12 protein-coding genes and 1 pseudogene are annotated in these 12,114 nt (G+C 69.9%); all 13 read left to right on the top strand.

Annotated features, from left to right (window positions below; all coding sequences use genetic code 11):
- Nucleotides 1–606 precede the first annotated feature (606 nt).
- The 13 genes and pseudogenes from ABZ899_RS34330 (at nt 607) to ABZ899_RS34270 (ending at nt 12,097) form a co-directional block, all read left to right on the top strand.
- Nucleotides 607–1,503, top strand: coding sequence for a TauD/TfdA family dioxygenase (locus ABZ899_RS34330; protein WP_361354196.1), 897 nt, complete (start codon nt 607–609; stop codon nt 1,501–1,503).
- Nucleotides 1,500–2,396: an ABC transporter permease gene (locus ABZ899_RS34325; protein ID WP_361354194.1), complete on the top strand. Its 897-nt coding sequence runs from the start codon at nt 1,500–1,502 to the stop codon at nt 2,394–2,396. The genes ABZ899_RS34330 and ABZ899_RS34325 overlap by 4 nt, the downstream gene beginning before the upstream one ends.
- Nucleotides 2,393–3,124 (top strand): ABC transporter ATP-binding protein, encoded by a 732-nt coding sequence (locus ABZ899_RS34320; RefSeq protein ID WP_361354191.1) that lies wholly within the window; start codon nt 2,393–2,395, stop codon nt 3,122–3,124. Before ABZ899_RS34325 ends, ABZ899_RS34320 begins: the two co-directional genes overlap by 4 nt.
- A gap of 43 nt (nt 3,125–3,167) precedes the next feature.
- Nucleotides 3,168–4,226 (top strand): aliphatic sulfonate ABC transporter substrate-binding protein, encoded by a 1,059-nt coding sequence (locus ABZ899_RS34315; protein WP_361354188.1) that lies wholly within the window; start codon nt 3,168–3,170, stop codon nt 4,224–4,226.
- Nucleotides 4,223–5,551 carry an LLM class flavin-dependent oxidoreductase gene (locus ABZ899_RS34310; RefSeq protein WP_361354186.1) on the top strand — a complete coding sequence of 443 codons (1,329 nt, stop codon included), beginning with the start codon at nt 4,223–4,225 and terminating at the stop codon, nt 5,549–5,551. The genes ABZ899_RS34315 and ABZ899_RS34310 overlap by 4 nt, the downstream gene beginning before the upstream one ends.
- 121 nt (nt 5,552–5,672) lie before the next feature.
- Nucleotides 5,673–6,350: an ABC transporter ATP-binding protein gene (locus tag ABZ899_RS34305; protein WP_361354183.1), complete on the top strand. Its 678-nt coding sequence runs from the start codon at nt 5,673–5,675 to the stop codon at nt 6,348–6,350.
- The gene (locus tag ABZ899_RS34300; protein WP_361354180.1) at nt 6,347–7,159 is read left to right on the top strand and encodes an ABC transporter permease; all 813 of its coding nucleotides are present in this window, start codon (nt 6,347–6,349) and stop codon (nt 7,157–7,159) included. The genes ABZ899_RS34305 and ABZ899_RS34300 overlap by 4 nt, the downstream gene beginning before the upstream one ends.
- A gap of 28 nt (nt 7,160–7,187) precedes the next feature.
- Nucleotides 7,188–8,792, top strand: coding sequence for an FAD-binding protein (locus tag ABZ899_RS34295; protein ID WP_361354177.1), 1,605 nt, complete (start codon nt 7,188–7,190; stop codon nt 8,790–8,792).
- Nucleotides 8,789–9,121, top strand: a complete 333-nt coding sequence (locus tag ABZ899_RS34290) for a ferredoxin family protein (protein ID WP_351225009.1) — start codon at nt 8,789–8,791, stop codon at nt 9,119–9,121. The genes ABZ899_RS34295 and ABZ899_RS34290 overlap by 4 nt, the downstream gene beginning before the upstream one ends.
- Nucleotides 9,122–9,603: 482 nt before the next feature.
- A pseudogene (locus tag ABZ899_RS34285) lies at nt 9,604–9,840 on the top strand (ABC transporter substrate-binding protein); the annotation flags it as partial.
- Between the two features lie 80 nt (nt 9,841–9,920).
- Nucleotides 9,921–10,646, top strand: a complete 726-nt coding sequence (locus ABZ899_RS34280) for a GNAT family N-acetyltransferase (protein ID WP_361354174.1) — start codon at nt 9,921–9,923, stop codon at nt 10,644–10,646.
- The gene (locus ABZ899_RS34275) at nt 10,643–10,783 is read left to right on the top strand and encodes a putative leader peptide (RefSeq protein ID WP_361354171.1); all 141 of its coding nucleotides are present in this window, start codon (nt 10,643–10,645) and stop codon (nt 10,781–10,783) included. The genes ABZ899_RS34280 and ABZ899_RS34275 overlap by 4 nt, the downstream gene beginning before the upstream one ends.
- Before the next feature lie 111 nt (nt 10,784–10,894).
- Nucleotides 10,895–12,097 carry an LLM class flavin-dependent oxidoreductase gene (locus tag ABZ899_RS34270; RefSeq protein WP_361354168.1) on the top strand — a complete coding sequence of 401 codons (1,203 nt, stop codon included), beginning with the start codon at nt 10,895–10,897 and terminating at the stop codon, nt 12,095–12,097.
- The last annotated feature ends 17 nt before the right edge of the window (nt 12,098–12,114 follow it).

Here is a 12,114-nt window from a genome sequence, read left to right as displayed (position 1 = left end):
GCGCGGCCAGCGACACGAACGCCGTCTCCACCCCGGCGTAGCCGCGGCCCTCCCACAGCAGCCGGGCCGCCTTGTGGACCTCGGCGTTGCTGACGCGCGCGTCAGGGGCTGACGTCTGCGCGCCCGCAGTGTCCACGCCGGTCCCGTGTCCGCGATGCGAGACCTGTCCGGAAAGTTATTGACCCACGTGGTGGACGTCTGCTGAACTCCCGTGTCATGAACCCGCGCGTGGAGCTCACTCGGCGGCGCCACATCGATCTGGCGCACGTCTCCAGCGCGTTTTGTTGTCGCTGACCCGGTAAGTGGTCCCCGGCGGCAACCGGTGCGCACCGACGGTGCGCGTCGTGCGGAGGCGGTCCGAAACCGCCCGTAATGCAGCGTCGCCCTGCGGGATCGCCGTGTCCGCCTCCTGAGCGACTGCTCCTCCGGCCTGACCTCTCCGCGCTGTCCGCACAGGCTGAACTTCGGTCTCCCCCCGCGTCGCCATCGCACCGACTGCCCGATCTCCCGTCGATCGGCTCGCGAGTCGGCCGTTCACTCACGCTCTCCGCACGGAGCACCCAGCTCTCAGCTATGCGCTCGCTTCCTCCCGAGAAGGACTCCCTCATGCCTGTGTCCATCCGTAAGCTCACCGGCCGCATCGGCGCGGTCGTCGAGGGCGTCGATCTCACGGCGACCCCCGATCTCTCGACGGTCACGGCGCTCCGTGACGCCCTCGACGAACACAAGGCGATCGTCTTCGATCACGTCAACCTCGACAACGCCGGCCAGGAGCGCGTAGCCCGGTGGTTCGGCGAACTCACCACCGCCCATCCCAACGTGGCGGCCGCCGACGGCACGACGAACGTGCTCGCCGTGGACAGCGAGACGTCCAAGGCCAACGAGTGGCACACGGACGTATCCTTCGTGATCAACCCGCCGCAGCTCACCACGCTCCGGTCGATCGTGACCACGCCGTACGGCGGAGAGACGCTCATCGCGAACGCCGCCGCGGCCTACCGCGATCTGCCCGAACCGCTGCGGGCGCTCGCGGACTCGCTGCGCGTCGTGCACACCAACCAGTACGACTACGCCCGCCCTTCGGCCACGACGGCGCAGCGGCAGGAGTACGACCGCGTCTTCGTCTCGACGCCCTACGAGGCCGAGCACCCGGTCGTGCGACTGCATCCGCTGACGGGCGAACGCGGGCTGTTCATCGGCGGGTTCGCCAAGCGGATCGTCGGCCTGTCGAGCAGCGAGTCAGCGGATCTGCTGCGCATCCTCCAGTCGTATGTGACGCGTCCGGAGAACATCCTGCGCTGGACCTGGTCCCCGAACCAGCTGCTGATCTTCGACAACCGGATCACCCAGCACTACGGGGTGGACAACTACGACGACCATCCGCGCCGCCTCAACCGGGTGACGGTCGCCGGAGAGGTGCCGGCAGGTGTCGACGGCCGCCGCAGCGAGCAGCTCGTCGGCGATGCCTCGCACTACAGCAGCGTGCTGGCGGTAGCCGCATGACCGAAGTCCGCATCCCGGCCCTGGCCGTCACCAAGGGCCCGGCCGCCGAGACGACGAGAGCGCAAGAACGCGAGGTGTTCCTGCCGCGCGACACCCGCCGCCGGACGACTCCGCTCACCGCGCTCCGCGAGCGCCTGCGCTGGCCGCTGGGCATCTACACGACCCCGCTCGTGATCCTCCTCGCCTGGGAGGCACTCGCCCGGGCCGCAGTGGTGCCGAAGACCTACGCTCCGGCGCCGACCTCGATCGTGAAGTCCGCCGCCGACCTGTGGCAGCAGGGCGTTCTTGGGCCCGACCTGGCCATCTCGCTGCAACGGGCCGGCATCGGTCTCGCCATCGGTCTGACGGTGGGCATCGTCACCGGAGTGCTCGGCGGGCTGCTGCGCAGCGGGGAGTACCTGTTCAACGGCGTGGTGCAGGTGCTCAACACGATCCCTCTGCTTGCGGTGCTGCCGCTGATGATCGTGTGGTTCGGCATCGACGAACTCACGAAGGTGCTGCTGATCTCCTTCGGAGCCGGTGTCCCGATGTATCTCAACCTTTTCGCCGCGATCCGGGGCGTCGACCAGCGGCTGATCGAGATGGCACGCACGACGGGCGCGGGCACCTGGCGTCTGGTGACGCGCGTGCTGGTGCCCGGAGCCCTGCCGGGGTTCCTGGTCGGCCTGCGGTTCTCCCTCGCGTACAGCGTCCTGGGACTCGTCGCCGCCGAAACGGTCAACGCCGACAAGGGACTCGGCTTCCTCATCACTCAAGGGCAGACCTACCTCCAGACCAACCAGGTCTTCGTGGGGCTGGTGATCTACTCGCTCCTCGGTCTGCTCGCCGACCAGTTCGTCCGGGTTCTCGAGCGGGTGCTGCTGCGGTGGCGACCCAGTTATGAGGCGTCATGAGCAGCACGATCACAGCGGAGCCACGACGGCAGACCGGGGTCACCGTCGAGCAGGTGGTCCGTCGGTTCGGTGACCGGGTAGTGCTCGACCACCTCGACCTCACCATCGCCGACGAGGAGCTGGTGATCCTGCTCGGCCCGTCGGGCTGCGGCAAGAGCACCCTGCTGCGGCTGCTCGCCGGACTCGACCGGCCCGACGGAGGGCGTGTGGAGGTCCCGACACGGCGGGCGATCGTCTTCCAGGCCGACCGGCTGCTGCCGTGGCAGCGGGTCCTGCGCAACGTCACGCTCGGCCTGCACGGACCCGACGCGGAACAGCGGGCCCGCGACGTGCTCGCCGAGGTCGGACTCTCAGGCCGTGAGAAGGCCTGGCCCAAGGAGCTCTCCGGCGGCGAGGCCCAGCGGGTGTCGCTCGCGCGGGCCCTGGTCTCCGAGCCCGAACTCGTTCTGCTGGACGAGCCGTTCGCGGCCCTCGACGCCATCACCCGGCTGCGCATGCACGACCTCGTACGCGCACTGCGGACCAAGCACCACGCCGCCATGCTGCTCGTCACCCACGACGTCGACGAAGCGATCGCCCTGGCGGACCGCATCGTCGTCATGAGCAACGGCCGCATCGGCACCTCGCACGAGGTTCACCTCTCCGCCGCGGACCGCGAAGGGAGCATCGCACGCGAGGAACTCCGCGCCCGGCTCCTGGAGGACCTCGGCCTCGCCGGCCAGCACTGACTTCCCCGAACACCCTCACCCAGCACAGAAAGCACGACAACCCATGCGAAAGAGAATCACCAGACTCATCGGCGCCGTCGGCTCGCTCGCCCTGGCGGGCACCCTCGTCGCCTGCGGATCGTCGGCGTCGGACACCGACGCGCCGTTGAGCAACGCCGCCGACACGAGCGACGCCAGGCACCCCGAGTGGAGCAAGTACACCTTCACCGTCGGCGACAACGGCGGTGACGGCAGCCAGGAGCTGGCAAAGATCACCGGCGTGTTCGACAACGCGCCCTACAAGGTGAAGTTCGCCCGCTTCACCTACGGCCCGCCCCTCGTGCAGGCCGCCGCCTCGGGCGACATCGACCTCGGCAGCGTCGGCAGCGTACCGCCGATCACCGGCGCCGCGAAGGAGTACGGCTTTAAGATCGTCGCCGTCAACCGCTCGCTCACGCCCGACCAGGCGGTCGAGAACATCATCGTGCCGAAGGGCTCGAAGCTGAAGACGGCCGCCGACCTCAAGGGCAAGAAGATCGCTGTCCCGCAGGGCAGTTCGGCCCACGGCCTGGCCCTGAACGCGCTGAAGAGCGTCGGCCTCACCCCCAAGGACGTAAAGCTGACCTTCCTCGACCCGGCGGCCGGCGCGACCGCGTTCAACACCGGCAAGGTGGACGCCTGGGCGATCTGGAACCCGCAGTCGGCGATTGCGGTCAAGAACGGTGCGCGGATCCTGGTGAAAGGGCTCCCGCCGATCGACCAGACGAGCAGCTACTACGTCGCCAGTGACACGTCGCTGAAGGACAAGACCAAGCGTGCGGCTCTCACGGACGTACTGAAGAGGCTGTCGCGAGAGTTCGCCTGGGCGGTCAAGCACCCCGACCAGTACGCGCAGGCGCTGGCGAAGGAGCAGGGCATCCCGCTGGCCGACGCCAAGGCGTCCCTGGCCGCCTACTCAAACCGGGTGACCCCGGTGGAGCAGTCGGACATCGAACTGGAGCAAGAGCTCGCCGACGCCTTCCTGGAGGCCGGTCAGATCACCAAGAAGGTCGACGTCAAGTCGATCACCGACAACCTCCTCCCGGCCGGCTACGACAGCTCCAAGCTGAAGGTCACCTCATGAGCGAGAGACGGCGGCAGCTGCACCTCAACGCCTTCCTCATGGAAGCGGGCCACCACGAGGCGGCGTGGCGGCTCCCGCACAGCAACCCCCGGGCGGACTTCGACCTGCGGCACTGGATCGAGCTGGCGCAGCTCGCCGAGAGCGCCAAGTTCGACTCGCTGTTCCTCGCGGACGGCCCGGCCCTCATCGGCACCGGCGAGTTCCGGCCGCCGGGCCAGCTCGAACCACTGACCCTGCTGACCGCGCTGTCCCAGGCGACCAGCAGGATCGGCCTCATCGCGACCGTGTCGTCGACGTACAACGAGCCGTACAACCTCGCCCGCCGGCTCGCGTCCGTCGACCATGTCAGCGGCGGCCGTGCCGGGTGGAACATCGTCACCTCAGCAGGGGCGGACGAGGCGGCCAACTTCGGCCTCGACGACCGCCCTGGCCACGCCGAACGCTACGCTCGCGCCGACGAGTTCCTGAAGGTCGCCAAGGCGCTGTGGGACAGCTGGGAGTCCGAGGCGGTCGTCGCGGACAGGACCACGGGACGCTTTGCCGACCCCGCGCGGCTGCACCGCCTCGACCACCGGGGCCGGTACTTCAAGGTGTCCGGCCCGCTCAACGTCGAGCGTCCACCGCAGGGCTACCCGCTGCTCGTCCAGGCCGGCTCCTCCGAGGACGGCAAGGACTTCGCGGCCCGCCACGCCGAGGCGATCTTCACCGCGCACACCACCTTCGAGCGTGCCGCCGCCTTCTACGCCGACCTCAAGGCACGGACCAGGGCCGCGGGCCGCGATCCGGATGGTGTGATCGTCCTGCCCGGCATCGTCCCGTACATTGGCTCGACCGAGCAGGAGGCCCGGGCACTCGCGCGACAGTTCGACGAGCTGCGCGTTCCGGAGTACGGGCTGCGCCAGCTGGCCGCCGTGTTCGAGACCGAGCCGTCGGTCTTCCAGCTCGACGCGCCACTGCCGGAGTTCATCCTCGCCAAGCCGAAACTGGAAGGCTCGCAGAGCCGTTCCGACCTGATCATCGATCTCGCGGTGCGCGAGAAGCTGACGGTCCGACAGATCATCTCCCGGCTCGGCGGCGGGCGCGGCCACTTCGAGTTCGTCGGCACGCCCGAGCAGATTGCGGATACGATCATCGCCTGGTTCGAGGGCGGTGCCGCGGACGGGTTCAACATCATGGCGCCTGCTCTGCCGTCGGGCCTCGCGGCCTTCGTCGAGCACGTGCTGCCGATCCTGCGCGGCAAGGGCCTGTTCCGCGAGGAGTACGAGGGCACGACCCTGCGCGAGCACTACGGGCTCCCGGTCCCGGCGAACCAGTTCCATGGCTGACCGGCTTTCCCCGCCTGACCCGTGCGCGACTCCCGCCGCTTCCCGTTCCCGGAGCGGCGGGAGTCCGCCCGCGCTGCGGGTCGAGGGCCTTCGCAAGACGTACGAAGACGGCTTCACCGCGGTGGCCGGGCTCGACCTGGAGATACCGGACGGAGCCTTCTTCGGCCTGCTCGGCCCGAACGGCGCCGGGAAGACCACACTGATCGGCTCGGTGTGCAACATCGTGCGACCCACCGCAGGCACGCTCTCCGTCTTCGGCCACGACCACCGCAGCCGACAGGCCCGTCGGCTCCTTGGCCTGGCCGCGCAGGAGATCAACGTCGACCGGTTCCTATCCATCCGGCAGATCCTGATCTACCACGCCGGTTACCACGGCATCGGCCGTAAGGCGGCCGCCCGGCGCGCCGACGAACTGCTCGCCCTGTTCCGCCTCGGCGACAAGGCCGACGCCCGCGCCTACGAACTGTCCGGCGGCATGCAACGGCGCCTCGTCCTCGCGCGGGCCCTCATGCACCGGCCCCGCCTGCTGATCCTCGACGAGCCGACGGCCGGCGTCGACGTCGAACTTCGCTCGGAGATCTGGCGGGTCGTCAAGGGCCTCAACGCCGCAGGCACCACCGTCCTCTTGACCACGCACTACTTGGAGGAGGCGGAGACCTTGTGTGACGAGATCGCGCTGCTGCGCGCGGGCCGGATCGTCGACCGCGGCTCCGCCGCCTCGCTGCGGGAACGGTACGCGGCCCGGGACATCTCGGAGGTCTACGACCGGGTGATCACAGCGGAGGAGGTCGCCTCGTGAGCGGCACCGAAGCCCCGGCCCTCCCGGCGCACGACGAGCCGTTCCGGGCGGAACGGTCGCCGTTCCTGTGGCTTCTGGAGCGGGAGGTCCTGCGCTTCCTCACGATCTGGCGTTACAGCGTCGTCGGCCCGGTGCTGTCGACCGTGCTCTTCGTCGTCGTCTTCGGATCTGCCCTCGACTCGCACGTCGACACGATCGACGGCGTCGACTACGGCAGCTTCATCGTGCCCGGCCTCTTCACCCAGGCGATCGTCAACGTCGGCTTCTTCAACGGGACCACCAGCCTGTTCGAAGCCCGCCGCGACCAGTACATCAACGACATGTTCGCGAGCCCACTCAGATGGTGGGAGATCAACGCGGCACTGGTGGGCGGCGGCGTCACCCGAGCCGTCGTCGTGGGCGCGGGTGTCCTCGCGGTGGCGTTCCCGCTCACCCACGGCGGCGCCCCGGCCCGCCCCCTCGTCCTGGTGTTCGGCACGCTCGGCGTGCTCCTGGTCGCCGCGCAGGTCGGCGTGATCGCGGGCGGCCACGCCAAGTCCCTCGACCACGTCTACTCCATGGAGTCGATCATCCTGCTGCCGCTGGGCTTTCTCGGCGGTGTCTTCTACTCGGTCCACCAACTGCCGCCATTCTGGGCCGCCCTGAGCCACCTCAACCCCGTCTTCTGGCTGGTCCAGGTCGAGCGGATCGGCTTCCTCGGCCAGGGCGACGTCAGCGCGGGCTGGGCCCTGGCCGTCGTCTGGTGCCTCGCGGCGGCGCTGACGGCCTGGTCGGCCGCGATGTTCGCCACCGGTCGCCTCAAGCCCTGATCCCCGTCCCAGGAAGGAAACACATGCCATGACGAGCACCGATTCCGAACAAACCCTGTCCACCGACGTGTTGGTGATCGGCGGCGGTCCCGCGGGCACCTGGGCCGCGATCAAGGCTGCCCAGGCAGGCGCCAGCGTCGTTCTTGCAGACAAGGGCTACACGGGCGCGAGCGGAGCGACCGCCTCCGTCGGCACCGGCATCTGGTACGTCGACGACGTCCCCGAACTGCGGGAGGCCGCCATGGCGAGCCGCGAGGCGCTCGGCGGATTCCTCGCCGACCGGGACTGGATGGCGCGCGTCCTCGACGAGACCCACGCGCGCATGGAGGAGCTTGCCCGCGTCCAGCGCTACCCCTTCCCCGTCGACGCCCACGGCCGTCAGCTGCGCGGCGACCTCCAGGGGCCCGAGTACATGCGTCGGCAGCGGACCCGGGTACAGCGGCTCGGCGTGCGCATCCTCGACCACACTCCGGCGCTGGAACTCCTGACCGATGCCGATGGCGTCGTCTCGGGGGCGCGGGCGCTCGACCGTACGACCGGTGAGACCGTCCGCATCGAGGCGGGGGCGGTCGTGCTCGCCGCAGGCGGATGTGCGTTCAAGTCCAAGACCCTCGGCTGTGACGTCAACACCGGGGACGGCGCGCTGCTGGCCGTGGAGGCGGGAGCGCGGCTGTCGGGTATGGAGTTCTCCAATGCCTACGCCATCGCCCCGAAAGGCACGTCACTGACCAAGACTGCCTACTACTCCTGGGCGACCTTCTACCGCGCCGACGGCTCGGTGCTGGAAGGCGCGGCCAGCAAGGGCGGCCGGTCGGTGATTGCGAGGACTCTGCTCGCCGAGCCGGTCTACGCCCGATTCGACCGGGCCACCCCAGACGAACAGCGGGCGATGCGCATGGGTCAGCCGAACACTTTCCTGGTCTTCGACCGGCTGGGCATCGACCCGTTCACGGACCTGTTCGAGATCACCCTGCTGGCCGAAGGCACGGTACGGGGGACGGGCGGTGTGCGCATCGCCGATCACGACTGCTCGACCGACGTTCCAGGGCTGTACGCAGCCGGCGACACCGCGACCCGCGAGCTGATCTGCGGCGGCTTCACCGGAGGCGGCAGTCACAACGCCGCGTGGGCGGCGTCCTCGGGCAGTTGGGCGGGCCGGGGCGCCGCCGCGTTCGCCACCCGGCGGGGCCGATCGGGCAGCCGACTGCGGGCCGTGGGGACGGCCGGCCTCCGCCCGACCGGGGCCGTCAGCGTAGACCATCGCGAGGTCGTCTCCGCCGTACAGCGCGAGGTCCTGCCGTACGACCGCAACTACCTGCGGCACGCCGACCGTCTCGAGCCGGCTCTGCGTTCCCTGCACGGGAGGTGGTCCGCGGTCCGCGAAGGGCTGGGGGCGAGCGGTGAGGAGCTGTTCCGGGCCAGGGAGGCGGCCGCGATGGTGGCCCATGGCCGTTGGATGTACCACGCGGCACTGCAGCGCACCGAATCGCGCGGTATGCACAAGCGGGCCGACCGGCCGACGCAGGATCCGGCCCAGCACTACCGGCTGCTCACCGGTGGGCTCGACCAGATCTGGAGCCGTCCGGAGCCGGCGTCGCGGCAACTGGTCACGATCGGAGGCCGAGCCGCATGATCGAGATCGTCGAGCCGGACCGCTGCATCGCCTGCGACCGGTGCATCGAGGTGTGCCCGACGCGCGTCTTCGACCGCGGCGCTGACGGCGTTCCGGTGATCGCGCGACAGGACAGCTGCCAGACCTGCTTCCAGTGCGAGGCGTACTGCCCGACCGACGCGCTGTTCGTCGCCCCGCTGGTGACCGCGGTCGCTCCGGGCTCGCGCTTGCGTGATGTGACACAGCTCGAGGAATCCGGTCTGCTCGGCGGATACCGGCGTGAACTGGGCTGGGGCAGGGGGAGGACGCTCGGCGCCCGCACCGCGGTCGGACCGGAGTATCCGGACTGATGCGCCTGGCCTGATGGTGCGAAGAGGCTTCGCGGGCGAGAGCCTGCGGGGCCCTTTTGCGTCCCTCACAGGAGACCGTCGCCGCGTCCCGACGGTTGCAGTGCGAAACGTGTGGTGACTGTGTCAAGCGGGGCCGCCGTCCATCGGGACGTCCGCGATGCGGGACGCCCCTCTTGACGCCGATGTCGGTCCGATCGACACTCACTGTGGGAATCCTAGTGAATAGGTAGAGAAATATGAGGCGCCTGGAACCGGTCACCGTCCGAGTGAGCCGTTCGCCTCTCCTTCTCACCCCCCGCCGCCACATCGACCTGCAGCGCGTCTGCAGCGCGATCAGGTCCCAGGGCTGAGCCGCGCCCATCCCGCGCCGACGGCGTCCCTTTTTCCCTGAGGTGTCGTCCTGTCCAGTGCGCACAGGTGAGCCCTGCTCGCCCGTCCGACGTCGCTTCCGCCGCGCGTACGTCCGCGCCCGCTTTTCGGGTACGCCCAACGCCACCCGCACCGCGGGCACCTACTCAGGTGCGGGCGCGAGCCTGCAGGGACTGATCGCAGCCACGGCGAAGAAGGACAGCGGCCTGGCCAAGCCGCTCGCCGACGCCATCAACTACCTGATCAAGAACGGTCAGTACGCCGAGTGGCTCAAGGCCTACAACCTCACCAACGAGGCCGTCGTCAAGTCCGAGGTCAACCCGCCCGGACTGCCGCTGGACAACTCCTGACCCACCCTCGGCCGGGGATCCCGCCGTCGCCTCGCGGCGGGGATCCCGCCCCGCGTCCCCAGTAACGGAGCCGTCACGCGATGCCTGTTGTCAGCCTCGAAGCCACATCTTCCCATGTCCTCGACAACCCCGCCTGGGCCGCGCTCACCGGCCCGCACGCCCACTTCGTCGAACGCGTCGGCCGAGCCGCCCGCTATCCGCGGGACGTGGCCCCCTTCCACGCCGTCACAGACGAGGACGACCCGCGCGCCTGGGCCGACCTGGCCACGCTCGTCGGCCCCGGCGGCAGCGCCGCCGTGCGCGGCGTGAGCGAACCGCCGATCGGCTGGGAGCTCGTCCAGACAGGCCAGGGCGTCCAGCTCGTGGACACCGGCCTGCGCGCGGAGCCCGACCCAGAGGCCGTACGGCTCGGCCCCGCCGACGTACCCGAGATCCTCGATCTGGTCGCCCGCACCCGACCGGGCCCTTACCTGCCGCGCACCGTCGAGCTGGGCACCTACCTGGGCATCCGCCACCGCGGCCGGCTGATCGCGATAGCCGGTGAACGGCTGCACCCACCCGGCTGGTCTGAGATCAGCGCCGTGTGCACCGACCCGGACCACCGTGGCCGGGGCCTGGCCACGCGCCTGGTCCGGGCCGTCGCGGCCGGCATCAAGGAACGCGGCGAGCAACCCTTCCTGCACGCCAGCGCCACCAACACCGACGCCATCCGGCTGTACGAGTCGCTCGGCTTCACCCTGCGCTGCCGTACGGTCTTCTCGCTCGTGCGGAACACCGGCGCCGCCGGCGTGGAAGAAACGGCATGACCGTGCCGTTGTCCTTGTGGATGGCGGCGGTTCGGACGGAGGTGCGCCACATGACACGTGTACTCCGTGCCGTCCGCCTGCACTCCCGGCCCCACATCGACCTTCAGCGCGTGGCCGGCGCCCTCTGTTGCTCCTGACCTTCCCCGGTCTTCGGCCGACGGACCCCATCTCGCTGCTCGCCAGCCCGCCGTTCGCCTCATTCAAGCGGGTCGGCGTTCTCGTACGGATCTCCAGGAAGGCATTCATCCGTGTCCCCTTCTTCGCTGCACCTCGCCGTCGCCCTCGACGGCACCGGCTGGCACCCCGCCTCCTGGCGCGAGCAAGTGGCCCGCCCCCGGTCCCTGTTCACCGCCGGATACTGGGCCGATCTGGTCGCCGAGGCCGAGCGCGGCCTGCTCGACTTCGTCACCTTCGAGGACGGCCTCGGCCTGCAGTCCTCGCACTACGGCGAGTTGGACGGCCGTACGGACCAGGTCCGCGGCCGACTCGACGCCGTACTGATCGCATCCCGCATCGCGCCCCTCACCCGGCACATCGGCCTTGTGCCGACCGTGATCGCCACCCACACGGAGCCGTTCCACATCTCCAAGGCGATCGCCACCCTCGACTACGTCAGCAACGGCCGCGCCGGCCTGCGCGTGCAGATCACCGCCCGCCCGCACGAGGCCGACCACTTCGGCCGCCGCACCTTCCCGCCGATCAGCCTGGAGGAACTGCGGACCCCGGCCGGACAGGAGCGCCTCACCGATCTGTTCGACGAGGCCGCCGACCACGTCGAGGTCGTGCGCCGGCTGTGGGACAGCTGGGAGGACGACGCCGAGATCCGCGATGTGGCCACTGGCCGCTTCATCGATGAGGACAAGCTGCACTACATCGACTTCGAGGGCCGGTTCTTCAGCGTCAAGGGCCCCTCCATCACACCCCGCCCGCCGCAGGGCCAGCCGCTGGTCACCGCCCTCGCCCACCAGACCGTTCCGTACCGGCTCGTAGCCCGCCAGGCCGACATCGGCTACGTCACCCCGCACGACGCCGAGCAGGCCCGCGCGATCGTCGCCGAGATCCGCGCCGAGCAGGAGACGGCCGGACGCACAGGCGGACTCCTGCATGTCTTCAGTGACTTGGTCGTCTTCCTGGACGACGACCAAGCCGCTGCGGAGGACCGGCGCGCGCGCCTCGACGCCCTCGCGGGGGAGCCGTACACGAGCGACGCCCGGATCTTCGCCGGTACGTCCACTCAACTCGCCGACCTGCTCCAGGAGTTCGCCGAAAAGGGCCTGAGCGGCTTCCGGCTGCGGCCCGCCGTCGCCGGACACGACCTGCCGGCCATCACCCAGGGCCTGGTCCCCGAACTCCAGCGCCGGGGCGCCTTCCGCACCGCCTACGAGGCCGACACCCTGCGCGGCCTGCTGGGCCTGTCCCGCCCCGCCAACCGCTACGCCGCGACCGCTTGAGCCGGAAGGACCGCACC

The organism is Streptomyces sp. NPDC046859, from assembly GCF_040645135.1.
GTDB lineage: Bacteria > Actinomycetota > Actinomycetes > Streptomycetales > Streptomycetaceae > Streptomyces.
Note: the sequence above shows the minus strand (reverse complement) of the source record. Positions and strands in the feature narration are given on the sequence as shown.

What these genes read in the sequence shown, in the direction of transcription:
- ABZ899_RS34290 (WP_351225009.1), top strand. Translation starts at nt 8,789, where the DNA reads ATGATCGAGATCGTCGAGCCGGACCGCTGCATCGCCTGCGACCGGTGC.
- ABZ899_RS34295 (WP_361354177.1), top strand. Translation starts at nt 7,188, where the DNA reads ATGACGAGCACCGATTCCGAACAAACCCTGTCCACCGACGTGTTGGTG.
- ABZ899_RS34310 (WP_361354186.1), top strand. Translation starts at nt 4,223, where the DNA reads ATGAGCGAGAGACGGCGGCAGCTGCACCTCAACGCCTTCCTCATGGAA.
- ABZ899_RS34330 (WP_361354196.1), top strand. Translation starts at nt 607, where the DNA reads ATGCCTGTGTCCATCCGTAAGCTCACCGGCCGCATCGGCGCGGTCGTC.
- ABZ899_RS34280 (WP_361354174.1), top strand. Translation starts at nt 9,921, where the DNA reads ATGCCTGTTGTCAGCCTCGAAGCCACATCTTCCCATGTCCTCGACAAC.
- ABZ899_RS34325 (WP_361354194.1), top strand. Translation starts at nt 1,500, where the DNA reads ATGACCGAAGTCCGCATCCCGGCCCTGGCCGTCACCAAGGGCCCGGCC.
- ABZ899_RS34315 (WP_361354188.1), top strand. Translation starts at nt 3,168, where the DNA reads ATGCGAAAGAGAATCACCAGACTCATCGGCGCCGTCGGCTCGCTCGCC.
- ABZ899_RS34275 (WP_361354171.1), top strand. Translation starts at nt 10,643, where the DNA reads ATGACCGTGCCGTTGTCCTTGTGGATGGCGGCGGTTCGGACGGAGGTG.
- ABZ899_RS34320 (WP_361354191.1), top strand. Translation starts at nt 2,393, where the DNA reads ATGAGCAGCACGATCACAGCGGAGCCACGACGGCAGACCGGGGTCACC.